Raw genomic sequence first — 20442 nt, forward strand, 5'->3', positions numbered from 1 at the left:
GCATCTCTAATGTTCAGAACCCCGGTAGACCTGCCTGGCGACAGCGGCGCCTATGAGCCCACCCGCAGTGTTTGCGATGACGTCAGATAGCGCCGTCACACGCCCCGGAATCAGGAGCTGCATGAGCTCGATAAACGTAGACGTGACTGCGCCGAGAAGCAGCATCCGCCACCAGTTCCAACGGCTTGGCCAAGAAAAGTGGCCAGCAAACCGAACGGGACGAACATGACGATGTTGGAAACGAACTCCACCCCAACGGCTGCTTCTTCGAAGGGAAGGCCCAATGCAGCAAGCCATTCAGCGATGACGCCGACGAAGCCGGTAACGGTGCTGGCTTCCTTCGACGGGAGAAATACCACCAAGGCTAGAGCCACGAGGTAGACGCCGAAGGCTGCCATGAGCACACGCCGTCCAAGTCTGGGAGTCCGGTCCCTGGCCGTAATCATTGGTCCAGCCTAATGGCCGGAACGGCTATAGACTGCTGCTGACGACGCTCCGGCGTCACTACTTTTGGGGGAAACATGATCGCCTTGACTGATGGTTCGCGCGCGCTCGGCGGGTTGAACCACCGACGACGGACAGCAAGAGCTACCGCCACATGTGGCGTGTTGACAGTGATGCTTCTAGCAGGCAGCAACGCCGCTCCTGCAACGGCCGACTCGGTGGTAAAAGTTGACCCGGTTGGTGACAACCTTGGGGGAATCGCAGTAAACACCTCCACGGATACGGCGTACGTGTCCACCATCGAGGGCATTTTCAGCGTGCGTGGGGGCGTGCCAGGCGGAGGACGGATCTACCAGCCCCGCGACTACTCGTCGCGACTCGCAGTGAATTCCGCGACTAACAAGCTCTACGCTAGCGACGCCCAGTCCCTGGCGGTGATTGACGGAGCAACAAACGCGGCGGCAGTGGTGTCAATCGGGGCAACCGCGGACGCCCTGGCCGTGAATGAAAAGACCAACAAGGTGTATGTAGGCACGGGGAACGGACTCACCGTTATCGACGGTGCCACCAACACGGCTACTGCCGTTCCCCTCACTGGGGGCGTCCAGGAAATAGCCTTCAACACCACTACGGACAAGACCTACCTGCGCTCAGCAGGAACGGTAAAGGTGCTTGACGGCAGCGGGAAGATCAGCCCGATCGTGGGAGCCGGCGGGGTGATCGATATCGCCGTCAATCCCAAGCTCAACAAGATCTACGTCGCTAACAAGGACAACTTGATGTCCATCTCCGGCAACACCGACACTGTCACGAGGTCGCTGGGGTTCAGCAGTTCGATTTACCAATTGGCCGTCAACTCCGTCACGGACAGAATCTACGTAGGCACTGCCACTAATTCCGTAGAAGGATCCGTTCGAGTGGTGGACGGTGCCACCATGCGCGAGACCGCGAACGTGTCCACTGCCACCCGTGTTCGGACGATTGTGGTCAACCCGTCGAACAACAAGATCTACGCAACCATGAACGGCAGGGGAACCGCCGTCATCGACGGCGGGGACAACACAAGCACAGCGGTCTACACCGGGATGGAACCCAACGCAGCAGCTGTCAATCCGTCCAGCAACAGGGTTTTCATTGCCAACAACGGATCTGCTTCAGTGGCGGTTATCGATGGAAACCTCGATCAGCCCCTCAAGAACGATTTCAACGGTGACGGCAAAGCCGACATCCTGGCCAGGGACGCTTCCGGCCTGCTCTGGCTGTACCCGGGCAACGGCTCGGGCGGCTGGCTGCCCCGCGCGCAGGTTGGTCAGGGCTGGAATATCATGACAGCACTTGTGGCTCCGGGCGATTTCAACGGTGACGGCAAAGCCGATGTTTTGGCCCGCGATGGTGGCGGGGTCTTGTGGCTCTATCCCGGAAACGGCTCGGGCGGCTGGCTGCCCCGCGTGCAGGTTGGCAGTGGCTGGGAAGGCATGAGCGCAATCGAAGCCATTGACTTCCGTAGCGACGGATTCGCTGACGTCATTGCCCGGGCCCGGGACGGCGCCTTGTGGGTTTACCACGGTGATGGCAAGGGCGGCTGGCTGCCCCGAACATGGGCGGGTTCCGGCTGGAACGGAATGTCCGAGATCACCGGTGCGGGTGATTTCAACAACGACGGCACCTCGGACCTGGTGGCCCGGGACAGCGCCGGGACCCTTTGGCTCTACCCGTCCAGCGGATACGGCAGCTGGCTCTCCCGCCAGGCCATCGGCCAAGGGTGGAACGTCATGGACTCCCTTGTTGGACCCGGTGATTTCAACGGCGATGGGAGGGCAGATATCCTCGCCCGGAATTCCGCCGGCGAACTGTGGCTCTACGCGGGTAAAGGCGCCTGGGCCTGGCCAACAGCCACGAAGGTTGGCTCGGGCTGGAACGGGATGACGGCGATTCTCTAAAGGCACATAAGGCGGGAAACCTCAAAGTTCTTAACCGGACGGTCCCTCGAACGTAGCCCCCGTACTCCCCTGCGGAACCACCACATGGACTGCGTTGCGCTGGACCGCGAAGTCCGTCGGCGATTCCGTGGCGATCTCGCCGTCGAGGTTTACCGGCATGGACGGATGGGTGACCAGCCGGACGTTCCGGGTCTCCAGGTGGTACACGCGGTCATGCTCCACGAAGCTGCCATCCTTCAGGAGCCGCGCAATCTTCACGTGTTCCCTCAGCGGTGCAGCGAGGATCGCGTAGATATCCAGGGTGTGGTCATCGATCCCGGCCATCGGTGAAACAGTGTTGCCGCCACCGTAATGCCTGCCGTTTCCCACTGCGACTTGGAGCAGGTCCTCTAGTTCCAACGTTGGATGGTCGCCGTCCGGGAACTCCAGCCGGGCACGGAACGGCCGGTGCCGGGCATAGGCCTGAACGGTGGCGACGCCGTACGCCAAGGGACCGATCCGTCGTTTGAGCCCAGGGCTGAGCGCTTGGGTGACACCTACGGAGAGACCAACGGAAGCCACGTTGAGGAACGGCTGCCCGTTCGCCCGGCCGAGGTCGATGTCCACTACCTTGCCGTCGGAAATGACGGCACAGGCTTCTGCGAGGCCGTTGGGAATCTCGAGTGTCCGGGCAAGATCATTGGCCGTCCCCAGCGGGAGCACTCCCAGCACCGTGTCAGTTCCGGCAAGCAGCCCTGCAGCGTAGCTCACCGTGCCGTCGCCGCCGCCCACAACCACCAGGTCATGCTGCTCCGCTGCCACGCGATCGAGCACACCCGTCAGCTCCGCACCCGAGGTCACCGCATGGACCGCGGAAACCGGCACGCCGGCCTGCTTCAGGAGATCGACGGCAGACGTCGCGGCTGCGGCCCCACGACGTGAAGCCGCATTGATCACCACGGCAACAGAGCGGGCCTCACGGACGGTTTTCATGCTGACCATCGTAGGCGGACGGACCTTGGAGAACCCTGCGAGGGGGTTCCCGCGTTCCACAGGTGTTACTTAGTCCCCTAGGTCGATCAGCCCGACAATTTTCAGCAAGGCATCCGGGCTCATGGTCCGATCTGCTTCCCGGAGCGCTTCGAAGTAGGCATCAGAGTCAACGACTGGTTCCCAATCGAATAGGTAGCGCGACGTCAAGCTGTAGAGCAGAAGATCGGCACACAGGCGGGTGAGCCGACCGTTGCCGTCCACAAAAGGATGGACCATGACGAGTCGGTGGTGTGCTGCCATGGCTGTCCAGAACGGGTCAACATCATGCTCGACCCAATAGGCAATGTTTCCCAATTCCTCGGGCAGCCTCTGCCTGATCACCTCAGGGGCGACTCCAATAGAGACTTCCCTCGTCCTGATCTTCCCTGCCCACTTCCAGATGCCCGAGTAACATGCCTCGTGCATTTGAAGGAACGTTTCGTAATCGCAGAGGTCGATTGCCGAAACGGCGCCGTCCGCGATAGCCGTCAGTATTTCTGATTCGACGGCTGAAATGCCCTCTGCCTCCGCTCGGTAAACATCCTCTTTAGTATCGAAAGCGACACCCTCCACGAAGGCCATCGCTTCCTCAGGGTCGACAGGAGTACTCCCATAGTTGGGGCTCATGCTTCCGGGACGTCTCGGCTCCTGCCACGACGGGCTGCCGCGCGGGCAACAACGTCATTGACCAATTTTTTGGAAGCCACAGTTTGTCCGACGGTCAGTTTGGAAACCAGTCCCCTGCCCTCTATCGCCATGGAGGCGCTCACCTGATCGGCAATGACACTTATTGGAACGCGAATCGGTTTTCCAGGGATATGCCGCTTTTGGCCGCTCATTGAGTTCGCGGATGAACGCACTTTTTCCCGCAGGGCATCCGTAAGCCCTGGGGTGTACCTGACTTTCTTCATCTCACGTCCTGACATGGCGAATGGATGCTGGTTCCGAGCGGCCCGATGCTGACCTTTCACGTACATTCTGCCACTACGGACCAGGAACTACCCCTTGAAAACAGGCGCCCGCTTCTCCTGGAACGCCCGGAATCCCTCGGCATAGTCATCGGTCTTGCACAGGCGTGCCTGCTCCGTGTTCTCCTCGGCCATGGACTCCCACAGGCCAAGGCGCTGATCGCGGATGTGGGCCACCAACTCCTTGGAAGCGACGAACGCCTGAGTCGCACCGGAAGCCACGCGCTCCACGATGGACCGGGTAGTGGGCAGCAAAGCCTCATCCGGCATGGCCCTGCTGAACATGCCCTGTGCCACGGCTTCGGTCCCGGAAATGAGGTCCGCAGTGTAGATCAGGTCCAAGGTGCGGTGCATGCCCAAACGCTCGGCGAAGTACCAGTGCCCGCCGGAATCCAACGTCGCGCCGAGCTTGGCGAAGGGCGAGCCGAACTTGGCATTCTCCGCCACATACACAACGTCCGTGGCCAGCAGCAGGCCGAGCCCGACGCCCAGGCACGCACCATGCGCAGCCGCGAAGGTGGGTGCAGGGAACGCGGCCATCTTCTTCAGCAACGGCTCAACCAACCCGCCCAGGTACGCCTGGGCATCGTCGGTCTCAGGAGTCACGCCCGCGATGTCGCGTCCCGCGCAGAAGGCCCGGCCTTCGCCGCGAAGCAGCAGCGCCCGGACCTCACCGCGTTCGGCAGCGGCAGCAGCGTCGTCGTACGCTTTTCCCAACTGGGCCAGCGCGGCCTCGTCCAGCGAGTTCAGCTTCTGCGGGGCATTCAGGACGATTTCGGCGATGCCGCTGGCAATGGAGAGCTCGATCATGGGGACTCCTTAGACGTCGAAGTCGACGGTAACTTCTTCGCTGGTGGGGTGGGCCTGGCAGGTGAGGACGTAGCCCTTGTCCAGCTCGTCCTGCTCCAGGGCGTAGTTCTCATCCATGGTCACGGTACCCGTAACCACCTTGGCGCGGCAGGTGCCGCACACGCCACCGGCGCAAGCGAACGGAACGTCCGGGCGGACGCGCAAAGCTGCGTTGAGGATGGATTCCCGGGCGTGGGTGGGGCTGGCGACGTCGCCGGTGAGGCCGTCCAGCTTGAAGGTGATCTTGTAAGTCTCCTGCGACTCGTCCTCCACAACCGGGCGGCCGGCGTTGCCTTCAGGACGGTCCGGGCGGCCCGTGGTGAACAGCTCGAAGCGCACATGCTCCGGCTCCACGCCGCGTGCGGCAAGGGTGTCACGGCACAACTGGACCAGTTCGAACGGCCCGCACAGGAACCATTCGTCCACATCCTCGGCATGGATGGCGGAGGACAGCAACGCCTGCAACTTCTCCGAATCGATGCGGCCCGTCATCAGCGGCGCAATGCGCTGCTCGCGGGACAGGACGTGGTGAAGCGCCAGGCGGGTGGGGTACTTGTCCTTCAGGTCCGCCAGCTCTTCCAGGAACATGACGTCCATGGCGGCCTTGTTGGCGTAAATAAGATCGAACGTGGTCTCTGGGTTGGCGGCCAGCAGCGTGCGCGCAATCGCGATGACCGGTGTGATGCCCGACCCCGCCGCGATGGCCACGAAGTTGCCCGGCTCCCCCGCCAATTCCTCCGGGTGGTTCATGGAGTTCATCACGTTGTGCTGCACGGACGCGCCGTCCTTGCCGTGCCGCGAAATGAACGCACCCTGCGGGCTCATGACGTCCAGGGTGTCCCCGGCCTTCAGCTCGGCATTGGCCCACGTGGAGAAGATGCCGCCAAGGTCCTTCTTGATGGCCACGCGGATCTCGCTGCTGCCGTCGCCAAACGTGCGCGGTTCGGCGCAGATCGAGTAGCTGCGGCGTACCTCGTGCAGCTCACCGTCCTCACCCGGCAGCGACGTGCGGAGGGCAACGTACTGGCCGGGCAGGTAGTCGTACTGGCCTGCCAGCTCGACGGGAACACCAAACGTGACTTCGATTGCGTCGTCCGTAAGGCGCCGGACTTCCGAGACGGTCAGGTTGTGGAAAGACGCACGACGGCGGCTGGCCGTCTGGGTTTCGGTGGTCATGCTCTTCCTTACAAGACTTTGAAGTAGTCGAACGGTTCCTTGCAGTCCTGGCAGACAAACAGCGCCTTGCAGGACGTGGAACCGAAGCGGGTGAGTTCCTTGGTGTTCAACGATGAACACTGCGGGCATTTCACGGCCAGGTTCAAACGGACAGGACCGGAATGGCCACCGGCAGCGGACCGGCCCGACGGCGGCGCAATGCCGTACTCCTCGAGCTTCGCCTTGCCGGACTCGGTCATCCAGTCAGTGGTCCAAGCCGGGGACAGGACCAGGTTGATCTCGACGCTTGCGTAGCCTTCCTTCTCGAAAGCCTTCCGCAGGTCGTCGCCAATGGCGTCCATGGCCGGGCAGCCCGAGTACGTGGGCGTGATGGTGACCTCGACGGCGGAAGCCGCCGGGCCGCCGTCGTGCCCGTCTTCCGAAGCGGCTGCATCCGACGACTCGACAACGCGCACGCCGCGCAGGATCCCCAAGTCCTCAATGGTGAGGACCGGGATCTCCGGATCGCAGACGGTGGACGCGATGTCCCACGCCTGCTGTTCCGCGGCGGTCAAGGTGCTTACCGTGGCCATGATGGTCACCAGCTCGCGCCGGGGTGTTCGCGGGCCAGGACCTGCATCTCGGCCAGGATGTAGCCCATGTGCTCGGAGTGCTTGCCGCGACGGCCGCCCCCCGGAGCCTGCGGAACAGCCGGGATCTCCAGCTCGGCCTCGGCCAGGATCTCCCCGGCCAGGCGGTCGAACTCTGCCCGCAGGCTGGACGGCTGGACCGCCACGCCGGCTTCGGCGAGGCGGGTGGTGAGCTCATCGTCTTCGAAGAGTTCGTCAACGTACGGCCACACGAGGGTCAGGCCCTTGATCATGCGCTCGCGCGACTCATCCGTGCCACCGGCCAGGCGCAGCACCCACTGGGCGCTGTGGTCGCGGTGGTAGTCAACTTCTTTCACGGCCTTCGCGGAAATGGCTGCGATGGTGGCATCCGTGGACGCGGTGAGCGCCGTGTAGAGCTGGTACTGGTAGAAGCTCACAATGAACTGGCGTGCGATGGTCACAGCGAAGTCGCCGTTGGGCTGCTCGAAGAGGTGCGCCGAACGGAACTCGTGCTCGCGGCGGAAGTACGCGAGGTCGTCTTCCGACTTGTCCCAAGCGGCACCGGCATAAGTCAGGAAGGACCGTGCGTGGCCCAACTGGTCCAGTGCGATGTTGCCAAGCGCGATGTCTTCCTCGAGCTCGGGAGCGCGGGAAATCCAGTGGCCCAGGCGCTGGGCGAGGATCAGCCCGTCATCACCCAGGCGCAGCGCGTACTCGGCCATATCTTCGCTGGGCTTTACTTCCCCGCGGCGGACCTCAAGGGCGATGTCCTCGGGACGCAGTGCATTGCCCGGGGTGATACGGGTGGCACTGGCCGAACCGTCACCGGACGCACCCGCACCCGAGACGCCCACGGAGATATCGCCGTGGCCTTCGATGGCGAAGTCAGTTGCTTTGTCAGTCACAGGTGCTTCACGCCTTCACTCTTGGTGTAGTACGTCGCATGGCGGTAATCCTTGCCCTGCGGGGATTCGAAGAACGAGCCCTTGGAATCGGGATCGCTGGCGGCAATTGCCTCAGCCGGAACAACCCAGATGGACACGCCCTCGTTGCGGCGGGTGTACAGATCGCGGGCGTTGCGGAGGGCCATGGCGGCATCCGGTGCGTGCAAGGAACCTGCATGCACGTGGGACAGGCCGCGGCTGGACCGGACAAAGACCTCCCAGAGGGACCAGGGGGTTTCTTCAGGCTGCTGGTTGCTCATGCTGCGTGTTCCTTCTGTGCTTGCTTGCGGGCGTAGGCTGCGGCAGCTTCCCGAACCCAGGCACCGTTTTCGTGTGCCTCACGGCGGCGCTCAATGCGCTGCGAGTTGCAGGGACCGCGGCCGGCCAGGACTTCCTTGAACTCATTCCAGTCCAGGGGTCCGTGTTCCCACTTCTTGGTTTCTTCGTTGAAACGGATGTCCTTGTCCGGGAGGGTCAGGCCGAGGACCTTGACCTGCTCCACCATCATGCCGACGAACCGGCTGCGCAGCTCGTCATTGCTGAACCGCTTGATGTTCCACGCCATGGACTGCTTGGAGTTGGGTGAATCGTCATCCGGCGGGCCGAACATCATCAGCGACGGCGCGTACCAGCGGTTCACGGCGTCCTGTGCCATCTGCTTCTGCGCCGGCGTTCCGTTGGAGAGTTCCAGCAGGATCTCGAAACCCTGGCGTTGGTGGAAGGACTCTTCCTTACAGATGCGCACCATTGCGCGGCCGTAAGGACCGTAGGATGCACGGCAGAGGGGAACCTGGTTGCAGATGGCTGCGCCGTCAACCAGCCAGCCGATAGCACCCATGTCCGCCCAGGAAAGCGTGGGGTAATTGAAGATGGACGAGTACCGGGCCTTGCCCGCAATGAGGTCCTCCGTCATCTTGTCCCGGGACTGGCCCAGGGTCTCGGCAGCCGAGTACAGGTAGAGGCCGTGGCCGGCTTCGTCCTGGACCTTGGCCATGAGGATGGACTTGCGCTTCAGGCTCGGTGCCCTGGTGATCCAGTTGGCTTCCGGCTGCATGCCGATGATTTCCGAGTGCGCGTGCTGCGAGATCTGGCGCAGCAAAGTCTTGCGGTAAGCCGCCGGCATCCAGTCCCGCGGTTCAATGCGCGAGTCCTCCGAGATAATGCGGTCAAAGTACGCCTGACCAGCCGCCTCCCGTTCCTGCTCCTCCGGGGACAGCTCAACGGGCACAGACTGCAGATTCTGCGTTGCCATGGTTGCTCCTAATAAATTACCGACCGTTCGTTCAGAATATGCGGAGGGGAGGTTTTCAGTCAAGCTTTTGGCCGCCTTCGTGGGGCTCGCCCTGAATTTGCTGGATCATCCGCGGCTTGGCTGAGGCGAAGCCCGGGAATCCAAGGAACCAGCCCGTGCCGGACCGAATGATCCAGCAAATTTTCGTCAGCGGGCACGAAAAAGCCCGGGACCGGCATGTGCCGGGCCCGGGCTGCTGGAAGGCTATCGCAGTGAGATGCGGCGACGACGATCAGTTCCGCCGCGGAGGTCTCGGTTGAGCCTGCGGTCACCGTGATACAGGATCGACTCCCAATCCACTTCCTCCGCCGACTTGGGGACCACCACCGGCTCCTTGCCTGCTTTCGACTTCGGACTGACGTAAAGCCAGTTGAGTGCACCCAAGGAGATATCCACCACCGAGTTCCAGAGCCCTATGTAGGCCTGGATACACGTCATGGCCAGCACCGCATTCAGCGTAGCGAACGCAACATTGCCCCAGTTTCCCTGCTGCCAGTCCCGCCAGATGGTCAACAGGGAAAAGGCAACAATGAGGTATGGGATCAGGACGTAGATGGCCGGGGCTGCGGTGCGGTTCTTGACCTTGGGCGTGCGGACGAACGGAATCTTGTCCCCCGTCAGGCCCTGCTGCAACGACTTGAGCACGCCGGCCAGGTTCACCGGCAAGAGGATGAGGTTGAAACCGTAAATCCTGAAGATGTCACTGAACCGGTGCCCGCAGTCGCGAAGATCGGATCCCATGCAGAGGAAGTACGGAAGTGCGGCAACAAACACAGCAGGGCTGAGCAAGCGACTGTCATAGGGATAGGCCAGCAGGAACAGGAGCCCAAAACTGGCCCAGCAGATAGAGGCCATGTAGTTCACCCTCAAGAGGACTTCCCGAATGAGGATCCTCTCGCGTTGGAGTCGCCGCTGCGACAGTTGGTTCCACAGCTTGGGCAGGATCAGCAAGCCTCCATTGGCCCAGCGCCGCCGCTGCACTACCAGGGAACCAAAATCCGGCGGTGTAGCGCTGTAGCTCAAGCGCTCCGGATAATTGACCAAGGTCCACCCGTGGGCGCCCAAGTCGATGCTCGACTCCGTATCTTCAATGACAGTGCGGTCCTGGATGTAGGTACGCACCTCGAAGCCGCCAACCGTCTCCACTTCCACGATGTCTTCCAACGCGCGTTTGCGGATAATGGCGTTGGCTCCCACCCAAAAAGTTGCCCCGTAATAGGACATTCCTTGGTGGAGGATGTGTTGGATATCTGTTGTGGCGCCCGCAATTCGCTCAATTCGCGTTGGAGCTCCACGGAACGACGAATAAGGAGTTTGGGTTACAGCTACACGTTCATTTCCTGCCGATTCGAGAAAATACACCAATCGGAGGCAATAATCCCGGAGCAGCAGGGAATCGGCGTCAAGGGTCAGCAAATAGGTGCTGTCCGGTACCACAAGGTCATCTTCATGCGGCGTAGTAGCAGGACGCAGCAATGTGGCTCCGCCCGCTTCTTCCTTCCGCCAACGCTGACCCATGAGGGAAATGTAGGCATTCAGGTTCATGGCCTTGTTGGCTTCATGGGAAAGGCTCGCATAACGCTTGCGCTCGAACGACTCCAAGCGGCCATTGAATATCCATGTGAGCCTGAGGTACAGCTGCTCCATTCGCTCAGGTGCGGGCAGGGCTCCCTGGGCCTTTGCCGATGTCAGGGCCAGGAGCACCAAGCGCAATTCGCGCGCCAGGCCCATGATCACAAGGTCCACAAAGAACTCGTCCACATGGTCGTGGACTGACTCTGCCTCCGCCATGGCTTCCAACCATTCGGCTGCAGCCTCGTATTCGGCAATGAGCAAGTCCAGCTCATCGAGGTCCCGGAGCTTTTGTTGTGCGCCCTTTTGCTTCCCTGTCTTCTTGGTTGCAGGAGACGCACTGCCGGCAGCCGGATCGACCGGCCCGTTCCTGCGGGCGCGGTAAGCCGCCAAGGCACTGTTGGCCCGGGCAGCTGGTGCAGATAGCGCCCTCTCAATCTGGCCGGCCAACGCCCTTGTCTCATCAAGACGCCGGGCCTTTTCCGGGTCAGTGGGGTTGGGCGGATCGTCCAGCAGCAGAACCACACGCAAGTCAGGGAATTCCTGCAGGGCTGCCGACCACAACGTGGCCCTCACTACCCCCGGCTCTTCGGCGTAAGAAGGTACGAGCACCGTGATGCCGTGCTGGTAATCGGCAAAGTGATTGTCCAGTTCACCCCGCGGGACCCTGCGGTGTTCCCTGAAGCGGTAGAGGGCGCCCTGCCTGGCCATCAGGTACATCAGGGCCGAGAACGTCAGGAAAGTTACTACCACCACATAGGAAACGGACTCGATGGTGAAACGGAAACCAGGATTCGGGTTATTAATGAACTCGCGGATGATGGTGGAAACGACGTAATACATCCACGCGCCCACAGTGGCCAAAATGGCAAGCCGGCCCAGCACGATCTTCCGGGCGGAAGGCTTTGGGTGAACAATCGGGAGCGGCTCGGAACGGCGCTCCGATCCCCATTGGCGTTTGCGCCCCTTAGCCTCCGATGGCTCATCGATAGCCGTGCCCGAATTAGGCACAAGGTCAGGTGAATCCACCAGTTGGTCCGTCATAGTTCCCCATCAGATTGCATGCAAGGCCAAGGCCAGCTATCCGGAAAGACGTGATCGTCCGTTTGTCAAGTCACATCGATTTACCCCTTATACTAATGGAGGTTTGCGCCGTGTCGATTCCTGTCTTTAAGGCTTGACAATCGAGGTCTTATTAGGAACCTCACGGTATTCATTTGCCCCTGCTTCGCATCAAACTTCAGTGTCAACGTTGGGTGATCCATGTCGAAATACTTCCCTGGACGGAAACTGTCCATCCTTCGGCTCTCCGTTTTATCGCTCGTCATTGGAGGGCTGGTAGCTGCCGGCATCACCACGTGGCACAACTATTCCGATGCCCGGGCCGCCGCTGCTTCACCATCCACTTTCGCGGGGTATGTCGACGTCACGGCGACCCCGAGGTATGCCTTCGAGCAGGCATCGACGGCGAGCACCAAATCAGTGGTCCTCTCGTTCATCGTCGCCGACCCGAAGGATGGCTGCACGCCGTCGTGGGGTACGTTCTACAGCCTTGATGCGGCAGGGGAAGACCTGGACCTGGATCGCCGTATTGCAAGGTTGCGCCAGGCCGGAGGCAGCGTAGCCGTCTCGTTCGGCGGTTTGTCGAACAAGGAACTGGCGACGGCATGCAGGGACGCCGCCCGGCTAAAGGCCGCTTATGCACAAGTAGTGGACCGATACGAGTTGACGTCCATCGACCTGGATATCGAAGGAGCCGCACTATCCGACGTCGATGCACTCACGCGGCAGGCCAAAGTGATCAGCGAACTCCAGAAGGAACGCCGGGAAAACGCCCAGGACCTCTCCGTATGGTTGACGCTCCCTGTGGCTCCTACGGGACTGACGGCCGAGGGGACATCCGCCGTCAAGCAGATGCTGTCAGCCGGCGTCGACCTTGCGGGCGTCAACGTCATGACCATGGACTACGGTGCCAGCCGCGTCGCAGGGCAAACCATGCTGCAGGCGTCAATTGCCGCAGCAGAGGCAACCCACTCCCAACTGGGAGAAATCTATTCGTCGGTCAACCAAGACCTTGGTGCGCAAACCCTGTGGCGCAAGATCGGCCTTACCCCCATGATCGGCCAAAATGACATTGTGGCCGACGTCTTCACCGTCGCCGACGCGGAGGGCCTGCACGACTTCGCGGAAAGCAAAGGCGTAGGGCGTATGTCCATGTGGTCCCTGAACAGGGATGTCGAATGCGGACCGAACTACCCCACGCTGACGGTGGTCTCAGATGCCTGCAGCGGCGTGGCGCAGTCAGGTGGCTTGTTCTCGAGCATCCTTGGCGCGGAACGGGATTCCGTCAGCACCGCAACGTCACCCGCTCCGGAGCCGACAACCACTACAACCGCAGCGCCCGTCGTCGACGATCCCGCCACCAGCCCGTACCCCATCTGGTCACCTACCAACGCCTACGTAAAGTCGGACCGCACAGTGTGGCACGGCAATGTGTATGAAGCGAAGTGGTGGACCAAGAACGATGTCCCCAACAACCCCGTAGCTGCCGGCACGGCAGCTCCCTGGCAGCTGATCGGCCCCGTCCTCCCGGGGGATCGCCCGCAACCAGAGGTCACAGCTCCTGCCGGCACCTACCCTGTATGGTCGGCCGAAACCGTGTACAAGAAGGGCGATCGCGTGATGTTTGGCCCATACGTGTTCGAGGCCAAATGGTGGGTGCAAACTCAAAGCCCGGAGGCGGCATTGCAGGGGTCCTCCGAGACAGCGTGGGCCAAGCTGTCCAACGCTGAGCTAGCCAAGTTGCTGCAGGGAACGCCAACACCCAAGTAGGCGGGAACATCTTGACGCATATTCCCACAAGAAGCTGGCCCACCCACGTATGATCACCACAGCGCAACGGACTGTACGCGCATTGTTCGCTTTTGGGTGGGGCCACGGTTGAAGGCAGGGGTTCGGTGGCAGGAGTGAAGCAAGGAGTTCTGCCACCGCGCAGAGTAACCGCACGAACAATCCGGCTCTTCTCGACGGCCGCAGCTTTATGCTTTGTGCTCCTGTCGGCCGGTCTCGCCAGCGGCATCGGTTCTCCCACGGCGCAATTGCTGGGCGACCTGGCAATACTGACTGCCGCACTTACTGCCCTGACTGCCCACACCCTGGCGGCCGTGCGACGCCGGGGCCACGCCACGGGCCGGTGGTTCGTTGTTGCCGGGCTGGCTTTGTGGACTGCCGGCCAGCTCATCTGGACCGTCAACGGCGTCACGCTTAACCACGATTACCCTTTCCCCTCCATCGCCGACATCGGCTTCATCGGGTACGCGCTGCCCGCAGCCATTGGGCTGACCCTGCTGTTGAGGGGGAAGGGCCGGCGGCTCTCCCTCAAACGGACCATCCTGGATGCCGGCGTGGTGGCAAGCTCCACGTTCTTCATAGCGTGGAGTGCCGTCCTGGGACCTTTGGCAGGAATTCCGAACCAGGACCCCTTCGCCCAGGCCACCCAGATGGCTTACCCCATAGCGGACGTGTTCATGGTGACCGTGGTCATCGTCCTGACCATGCGGGCGGTGCGCGGAAGGCGGCTGCCGTGGCTTTGCCTCGGGGTGGGCTTCTGGATCCTCGCCGGCACGGACCTGATCTATGTGCGCTTCACCCTTGAAGGCGTCACCGGCGTCACGGGCTCGCCCTTGGTTTTCGGCTGGGTGACCGCCCTGCTGTTGATTGCCCTCAGCCCCCTTGTTCCGGCGTCGGACAAGGTGCGCAAGGACGGCCGCGCCTACGCGGCGATGCTGGAACTGCTCCCCTACCTGCCGGTTTTCAGTGCCGTGTTCTTCTCCAGGAGCAGGGCCATCGGTTTTGAGCCGATCCTGGTCATCACTGGTTTGGTGACTATTAGTTTCGTCATCGTGCGCCAGGTGCTGATCGTCGTCGAGAACGTCACGCTCACCAGTGAGCTCGAAAGCAAAGTTGCCGAACGCACCGCCGAACTGGAAGGGCTGGGGGCGATCGTCAACTCCTCCGGCGACGCGATTATCGGCAAGGACCCTGACGGCACCATCACCAGCTGGAACCCGGGCGCCGAGCGCATCTACGGCTATCCGGCGTCGGAAACCATCGGCAGGAAGAACGATTTCTTCATCCCCGCCGAACTCCGCCAGGAGGAAGCCGAGGCCCTCGCCATCACGGCGGCGCAAGGCACAGTGCAGAACTACGAATCCACCCGGCGGCGTTCGGACGGGACGCTTGTTCCCGTCTCCATCACGATGTCCCCTGTCCGCAGTGCCACGGGGATCAGGGGCGCCGCCACCATCTCCCGGGACATCACCGAACGCAGGGCCGCCGAAGCCGAGCTCTTGTGTGCACGTGAGACGGCGTTGGAAGCCAGCCGCTTGAAGTCCGAGTTCCTCGCCACCATGAGCCACGAGATCCGCACGCCGCTCAACGCCGTCATCGGGCTGACGTCCCTCCTGATGGACACCGAGTTGAACGAAGCCCAACGCCAATACGCACAGGGCGTGAAAGGTGCCGGAGAGGTCCTCCTCACCCTCATCAACGACATCCTTGATTTCTCCAAGCTGGAAGCCGGCAAAGTGGACCTGGACGTCACCGCGTTCGATCCGCGGGCACTGGTGGAAGAGGTGGCCGGACTCGTTGCCGAAGCGGCGCAGAGCAAGGACCTGGAACTCATCTCCTACTGCCATCCGGACGTCCCGCCACGGCTCATGGGCGACTCCGGACGCATCCGCCAGATCCTGCTGAACCTTGCCTCCAACGCCGTGAAGTTCACCCCCTCCGGTGAGGTGGAGATCCAGGTGTCCCTCCTAAAGGAGCACGACGGCAAAGCGTCCCTGCGCTTCCAAGTCCGGGACACCGGAATCGGCATCAGCGAAGCGGACCACCAACGGCTTTTCGAATCCTTCGCCCAGGCGGATGCGTCCACCACGCGCCGCTACGGCGGAACCGGCCTGGGGCTGGCCATTTCCCGGCGGCTCACGGAAGTCATGGGCGGTGAAATCGGCCTGGCCAGCGAGGAGGGCGCCGGCAGCCGGTTCTGGTTCGAGCTGGAGCTGCCGATCGGCCCGGTCCCCGCGGACACGGCGGCGGTTCCGGCATCGTTGGCAGGCCGCCGGGTCCTGGTGGTGGACGACAACTCCACCAACCGCCTGGTCCTGGAGAACCAGCTGGCCAGTTGGGGCATGGTCCCTGTAGCTGTGCCGGACGCCAGGACCGCTTTGGAACAATACCGCGCGGCGGCCAATGCCCATTCACCCTACGACCTCGCAGTGGTGGACATGTGCATGCCGGACACCAACGGCCTGCAGCTCGCCCGCCAACTCACGTCGGAAGGCAACGGCACACACGCTCCGGGCATCATCCTGCTGACCTCCACCATGGGCGTGGAGAAAGCCGAACTCACCTCCGCAGGCATCCGCGAATACCTCACCAAGCCGGTCCGGAGCTCCGAGTTCTACAACCGGCTGCTCCGGCTCATTGCCGGGAAGACTCCAGGCCCGGCACCCGCGAAGGCCGCTTCTCCCAGGCCGGCGGCCGGGAGCCTTGGCAGGCTCCTGGTGGCCGAAGACAACGAGGTCAACCAGCTGGTGGCCCGCGGCATGGCGAACCGTTTGGGTTACGAGGTAGACATCGTCGACGACGGCGAACAAGCCGTTGCTGCCACCCTCACCCAGGACTACGCAGCCATCCTCATGGACTGCCACATGCCGGTCATGGATGGATTCGAAGCAACCCGCACCATCAGGGCCCGCGACGCCGCCGGCCGACGCGTTCCCATCATCGCCATGACTGCCGGGGCCTTGGATGAGGACCGCGAGCGCTGTTTCGCCGCGGGCATGGACGACTACATCAGCAAGCCCGTGGACGTGGACACGCTCGGGCAGACCCTGGCCAAGTGGGTGCCGCAGGCCTTGGCCGGCGACCCGCAGCAGCCGGCGGCAGCAACGCCGTCGGGCGCTACATCCCAAGCGAGCGCTACATCCCCGGCGAGCGCCGCTCCGGCCATTGACCCGGACCGTGTGCAATTGCTTCGCGAGCTCGGCCCCGGGCTGCTGCCCGACGCCGTCGCGGCCTTCCGGGATGAGGCGAGCCGGGCGCTCGGCGTCCTGGACCAGGCCCTGGCCACCAATGACGCCGGCGCTCTCCGATCAGCCGCGCACAAGCTGGCCGGTGCCGCGGGCAGCATTGGTGCTGTGGGGGCGTCGGCGTTGTCCAAGCGGTTGGAACAGCTGGGCGGGTCCGGCTCGGCCCCGTTGGAGCCGATGGGCCGTCCCGTGTTTGAGGAATTGAAAGCAGAATTGGCCCGGGCGGAAGACGAACTCGGGCGCACGTTGTTGGGAGCCCCATGAAAGTCCTGATCGCGGACGATGACCTGATTTCCCGGATGATCACCAAAGCCGCCGTGGAGCAGGCCGGGCACGATTGCGTGGTGGCGGTGGACGGCGACGAAGCCTGGGAGCTGTATCAGGTGCACCAGCCCGGGGCTGTAGTGACGGACCTGATGATGCCGGGCTTGAACGGCCTGGACCTGTGCCGGGCCATCCGTTCCTCTGAAGAGGACTCGTACACTTACCTGATCCTGGTGACCTCGCACGGCTCCCGGGATGATGTGCTGGCCGGCATGGAGGCCGGTGCGGACGACTACGTCACCAAGCCGTTGGACCCGTTCAACCTGCGGATCAGGCTGCTGGCCGCGCAACGGATCACCTCGCTGCACGCGGACCTCGCGCGTTACCGTTCGGCGCTCACCGAGCAGGCACGCACGGATCCCCTCACCAAGCTGCACAACAGGCTCAAGCTCACCGAGGACCTCGCGGAGCTGCAGGACCGGACCGAGCCCCACGATTTCTGCTTGGCGATGGTGGATGTGGACAACTTCAAGAGCTACAACGATCTGTACGGGCACCCTGCCGGTGATGCGGCGCTGGTGGCCATCGCCTCGACGCTTGCCGGGGCGGTGCGGGAGACCGACGGCGTTTACAGGTTCGGCGGCGAGGAGTTCCTGCTGCTCCTGCACGGGCAGGACTCGGACGGCGCTGAGGGTGTCATGGAGCGCATCCGTTCGGCGGTGCACGCGCTGCAGATCGAGCACACGGGTGATCCTGACGGCGTCCTCACCATCAGCGCCGGAGTGGCTTCCTATGCCGAGGGGCACCGTTCGGGCACAGAGCAGCTCCTCAAGGATGCCGACCTCGCCCTGTACGCAGCCAAGGCATCCGGCCGGAACCGGGTGACGGTAGCGAGCCGTAGTTCCTTCCCCAACTGACTGGCAGCAGGGGTTGTTCTGAGCGCTGAGAACAACCCCTACTGCCAGTTACTTGGGCGATAGAGTGGCCACATGAGCCACACTTCTTCCGCGCCTGCTCCTGCCCCGGCTTCCTCACCCCAACCCCCTGTTGCCAAGCGTGTCCCCACCCGTCGCGAACACCACGGCGACGTCTTCGTGGACAACTACGAGTGGCTCCGGGACAAGGAATCCCCGGAGGTGGTTGAACACCTCAAGGCTGAGAACGCCTACCAGGAAGCTGTGACCGCACACCAGGAGCCGTTGCGCGAAGCGATCTTCCAGGAGATCAAGGGCCGCACCCAGGAAACTGACCTGTCCGTGCCCAGCCGCAAGGACGGGTGGTGGTACTACAGCCGTTCCGTGGAGGGCAAGGAGTACACCATCCAGTGCCGCGTCCGCGCCCAGGACACGGGAGACCGCGTGGCGGACTGGACTCCGCCGTCGGTTGAACCCGGTGTTTCCCTTGCCGGCGAGGAGATCCTCCTGGACGGCAACGTCGAGGCCGAGGGCAAGCCCTTCTTCAGCGTTGGCGGTGCCGCCGTCACCATCGACGGCAACCTCTACGCCTACGCCGTGGACAACGCCGGCGACGAACGCTTCACGCTGCGCATCAAGGACCTCCGCACCGGCGAACTCCTCCCGGACGTGATCGAGAACGTCTTCTACGGCGTGGCCTTCTCCCCCGACGGAACCCGCCTCTTCTACACGGTGGTGGACGAATCCTGGCGCCCCTACCAGGTGAAGGCCCACGTCCTGGGGACGCCCGTCACCGAGGATGAGGTGGTGTACCAGGAGGACGACGTCGCCATGTGGTTGGGCTTCGACCTCGCCTCTGACCGACGCCACCTTGTGCTCAACATCGGCTGCTCGGAGTACAGCGAGACCCGCCTGCTCCGCTTCGACGACTACGACGCCGGGTTGACCACCGTCATCTCCCGTGACGAGCGCCTCCTCTATGAGGCCGAGCCCTTCCTCCTGGACGGTCGCGAGACCATCCTGCTCACCCACAACAAGGACGCCATCAACTCGATGGTGAGCCTGGTTGATCCTGAAGAACTGGCCAAGCCGCTGTCCGGGCAGGACTGGCGTACCGTCGTCGAACATTCAGACGACGTTCGCGTCAACGGCGCCGGCGTGACCGCCACGCATCTGGTGCTGTCCATCCGGAAGGACACCATTGAACGCGTGCAGGTCCTGCCGCTCGCCGGGCTGGGGACGCCGCAGCAGGCTGCCCCGGTGGAGCCGGAATTCGACGAGGAGCTCTACACTGCGGGCGTCTCCGGCTCCGACTACAACGCTCCGGTCATCCGGATCGGCTACACGTCCTACTTCACGCCGTCGCGGGTTTACGACTTTGTGCTGCCCACGGCTGATGCTCCCGCCGGTGAACTGCTGCTGCGCAAGGAAAGCCCCGTGCTGGGCGGTTACTCGGCCGCCGACTACGTCGCCACCCGTGAGTGGGCCACCGCCGACGACGGCACCCGGGTCCCGCTGTCCGTGCTGCGGCACGTTTCGGTCAAGCAGGACGGGACGGGCGCCGGCTTGGTGTACGGGTACGGCTCGTACGAAGTGAGCATGGATCCCGGATTCGGCGTGGCGCGGTTGTCCCTGCTGGACCGCGGGATCGTCATGGTGATTGCGCACATCCGCGGTGGTGGAGAGCTGGGCCGGCACTGGTACGACGACGGCAAGAAACTCACCAAGAAGAACACGTTCACAGACTTCATCGCGGCCACGGATTGGCTGGCTGCCTCCGGTTGGGTTGCCCCTGACCGCATTGCCGCAATGGGTGGCTCGGCGGGCGGCCTTCTCATGGGCGCCGTCGCGAACATGGCGCCGGAGAAGTACGCGGCCGTGGTGGCCCAGGTGCCGTTCGTGGATGCGTTGACCACCATCCTGGATCCGGACCTCCCGCTGTCCGCGCTGGAATGGGAAGAATGGGGCAACCCGATCACCGACCCCGAGGCCTACGCGTACATGAAGTCCTACACACCGTACGAGAACGTGCGGTCCGTGGCTTACCCGAAGATCGCTGCCGTGACCTCTTTCAACGACACCCGCGTCCTGTACGTGGAGCCGGCCAAGTGGGTGCAGGCGCTGCGGTCGACGTCCACGGGTTCAGAGCCGATCGTGATGAAGATCGAGATGGATGGCGGGCACGGCGGAGCCTCCGGCAGGTACGTCCAGTGGCGTGAGCGTGCGTGGGACTACGCGTTCGTGGCGGACTCCCTCGGCGCGACGGAACTCCTCCCCGGGGCCGGCCTCAAGTAACGCTCCCCGCACCCAACTGGGTCGCATTTGTGCGCGTTTAGAGCCGTTGTCATGTCTCATGACCTTGTAGACACTTCATGTCTCATGAC

16 protein-coding genes are annotated in these 20442 nt (G+C 62.9%); 5 read left to right on the forward strand and 11 right to left on the reverse strand.

Annotated elements, in window-relative coordinates:
* Positions 1-6 precede the first annotated feature (6 nt).
* Together RI444_RS17040 and RI444_RS17045 are read right to left on the reverse strand one after the other, a co-directional pair.
* Positions 7-165: a VanZ family protein gene (locus RI444_RS17040; RefSeq protein ID WP_242703219.1), complete on the reverse strand. Its 159-nt coding sequence runs from the start codon at positions 163-165 to the stop codon at positions 7-9.
* Positions 111-446 carry a hypothetical protein gene (locus RI444_RS17045; RefSeq protein WP_242703274.1) on the reverse strand — a complete coding sequence of 112 codons (336 nt, stop codon included), beginning with the start codon at positions 444-446 and terminating at the stop codon, positions 111-113. The genes RI444_RS17040 and RI444_RS17045 overlap by 55 nt, the downstream gene beginning before the upstream one ends.
* Before the next feature lie 171 nt (positions 447-617).
* On the opposite strand from RI444_RS17045, the gene RI444_RS17050 reads away from it, so the two are divergent.
* Positions 618-2384 (forward strand): FG-GAP-like repeat-containing protein, encoded by a 1767-nt coding sequence (locus tag RI444_RS17050; RefSeq protein WP_242703248.1) that lies wholly within the window; start codon positions 618-620, stop codon positions 2382-2384.
* 30 nt (positions 2385-2414) lie between these two features.
* Here RI444_RS17050 and RI444_RS17055 read toward each other — a convergent pair whose 3' ends face one another.
* From RI444_RS17055 to RI444_RS17095, 9 genes are all read right to left on the reverse strand, one after another.
* Complete coding sequence (locus tag RI444_RS17055) at positions 2415-3356, reverse strand: lipid kinase (RefSeq protein WP_069695964.1); 942 nt, start codon at positions 3354-3356, stop codon at positions 2415-2417.
* A gap of 69 nt (positions 3357-3425) precedes the next feature.
* Positions 3426-4022, reverse strand: coding sequence for a Fic family protein (locus RI444_RS17060; protein WP_069695867.1), 597 nt, complete (start codon positions 4020-4022; stop codon positions 3426-3428).
* 371 nt (positions 4023-4393) lie between these two features.
* The gene (locus tag RI444_RS17065; RefSeq protein WP_207605615.1) at positions 4394-5173 is read right to left on the reverse strand and encodes an enoyl-CoA hydratase/isomerase family protein; all 780 of its coding nucleotides are present in this window, start codon (positions 5171-5173) and stop codon (positions 4394-4396) included.
* A 9-nt stretch (positions 5174-5182) separates the two neighbouring features.
* Positions 5183-6388: a 1,2-phenylacetyl-CoA epoxidase subunit PaaE gene (paaE, locus tag RI444_RS17070; RefSeq protein ID WP_207605614.1), complete on the reverse strand. Its 1206-nt coding sequence runs from the start codon at positions 6386-6388 to the stop codon at positions 5183-5185.
* 8 nt (positions 6389-6396) lie between these two features.
* A complete protein-coding gene (paaD, locus tag RI444_RS17075) occupies positions 6397-6960 on the reverse strand; it encodes a 1,2-phenylacetyl-CoA epoxidase subunit PaaD (protein WP_207605613.1) in 564 nt (187 codons plus the stop codon).
* A 5-nt stretch (positions 6961-6965) separates the two neighbouring features.
* On the reverse strand, positions 6966-7883 hold the full coding sequence (paaC, locus tag RI444_RS17080; protein ID WP_207605612.1) for a 1,2-phenylacetyl-CoA epoxidase subunit PaaC: 918 nt from the start codon (positions 7881-7883) through the stop codon (positions 6966-6968).
* Positions 7880-8182, reverse strand: coding sequence for a 1,2-phenylacetyl-CoA epoxidase subunit PaaB (gene paaB / locus RI444_RS17085; RefSeq protein ID WP_021473883.1), 303 nt, complete (start codon positions 8180-8182; stop codon positions 7880-7882). Before paaB ends, paaC begins: the two co-directional genes overlap by 4 nt.
* The gene (paaA, locus tag RI444_RS17090) at positions 8179-9174 is read right to left on the reverse strand and encodes a 1,2-phenylacetyl-CoA epoxidase subunit PaaA (RefSeq protein ID WP_021473882.1); all 996 of its coding nucleotides are present in this window, start codon (positions 9172-9174) and stop codon (positions 8179-8181) included. Before paaA ends, paaB begins: the two co-directional genes overlap by 4 nt.
* A gap of 243 nt (positions 9175-9417) precedes the next feature.
* A complete protein-coding gene (locus RI444_RS17095) occupies positions 9418-11829 on the reverse strand; it encodes a glycosyltransferase family 2 protein (RefSeq protein ID WP_207605611.1) in 2412 nt (803 codons plus the stop codon).
* Positions 11830-12048: 219 nt separating this feature from the next.
* Here RI444_RS17095 and RI444_RS17100 point away from each other — a divergent pair, with 219 nt between their 5' ends.
* The 4 genes from RI444_RS17100 (at position 12049) to RI444_RS17115 (ending at position 20353) form a co-directional block, all read left to right on the forward strand.
* Positions 12049-13617: a chitinase gene (locus RI444_RS17100; protein WP_069695869.1), complete on the forward strand. Its 1569-nt coding sequence runs from the start codon at positions 12049-12051 to the stop codon at positions 13615-13617.
* A gap of 215 nt (positions 13618-13832) precedes the next feature.
* Positions 13833-17144, forward strand: a complete 3312-nt coding sequence (locus RI444_RS17105) for a response regulator (RefSeq protein ID WP_242703218.1) — start codon at positions 13833-13835, stop codon at positions 17142-17144.
* A complete protein-coding gene (locus RI444_RS17110) occupies positions 17141-18061 on the forward strand; it encodes a GGDEF domain-containing protein (protein WP_207605609.1) in 921 nt (306 codons plus the stop codon). Before RI444_RS17105 ends, RI444_RS17110 begins: the two co-directional genes overlap by 4 nt.
* 72 nt (positions 18062-18133) lie before the next feature.
* Complete coding sequence (locus tag RI444_RS17115; RefSeq protein ID WP_207605608.1) at positions 18134-20353, forward strand: S9 family peptidase; 2220 nt, start codon at positions 18134-18136, stop codon at positions 20351-20353.
* Positions 20354-20442 lie beyond the last annotated feature (89 nt).

The organism is Paenarthrobacter sp. AT5 (genome assembly GCF_032764245.1).
Taxonomy (GTDB): Bacteria; Actinomycetota; Actinomycetes; order Actinomycetales; family Micrococcaceae; genus Arthrobacter; species Arthrobacter ureafaciens.

Bases quoted from the DNA above. Each gene is read 5' to 3' on its own strand.
- paaE (WP_207605614.1), bottom strand. From the start codon at position 6,388: ATGACCACCGAAACCCAGACGGCCAGCCGCCGTCGTGCGTCTTTCCAC.
- RI444_RS17055 (WP_069695964.1), bottom strand. From the start codon at position 3,356: ATGAAAACCGTCCGTGAGGCCCGCTCTGTTGCCGTGGTGATCAATGCG.
- RI444_RS17100 (WP_069695869.1), top strand. From the start codon at position 12,049: ATGTCGAAATACTTCCCTGGACGGAAACTGTCCATCCTTCGGCTCTCC.
- paaA (WP_021473882.1), bottom strand. From the start codon at position 9,174: ATGGCAACGCAGAATCTGCAGTCTGTGCCCGTTGAGCTGTCCCCGGAG.
- RI444_RS17050 (WP_242703248.1), top strand. From the start codon at position 618: ATGCTTCTAGCAGGCAGCAACGCCGCTCCTGCAACGGCCGACTCGGTG.
- RI444_RS17060 (WP_069695867.1), bottom strand. From the start codon at position 4,022: ATGAGCCCCAACTATGGGAGTACTCCTGTCGACCCTGAGGAAGCGATG.
- paaD (WP_207605613.1), bottom strand. From the start codon at position 6,960: ATGGCCACGGTAAGCACCTTGACCGCCGCGGAACAGCAGGCGTGGGAC.
- RI444_RS17045 (WP_242703274.1), bottom strand. From the start codon at position 446: ATGATTACGGCCAGGGACCGGACTCCCAGACTTGGACGGCGTGTGCTC.
- RI444_RS17065 (WP_207605615.1), bottom strand. From the start codon at position 5,173: ATGATCGAGCTCTCCATTGCCAGCGGCATCGCCGAAATCGTCCTGAAT.
- RI444_RS17115 (WP_207605608.1), top strand. From the start codon at position 18,134: ATGAGCCACACTTCTTCCGCGCCTGCTCCTGCCCCGGCTTCCTCACCC.
- RI444_RS17095 (WP_207605611.1), bottom strand. From the start codon at position 11,829: ATGACGGACCAACTGGTGGATTCACCTGACCTTGTGCCTAATTCGGGC.
- RI444_RS17040 (WP_242703219.1), bottom strand. From the start codon at position 165: ATGCTGCTTCTCGGCGCAGTCACGTCTACGTTTATCGAGCTCATGCAG.
- RI444_RS17110 (WP_207605609.1), top strand. From the start codon at position 17,141: ATGAAAGTCCTGATCGCGGACGATGACCTGATTTCCCGGATGATCACC.
- paaB (WP_021473883.1), bottom strand. From the start codon at position 8,182: ATGAGCAACCAGCAGCCTGAAGAAACCCCCTGGTCCCTCTGGGAGGTC.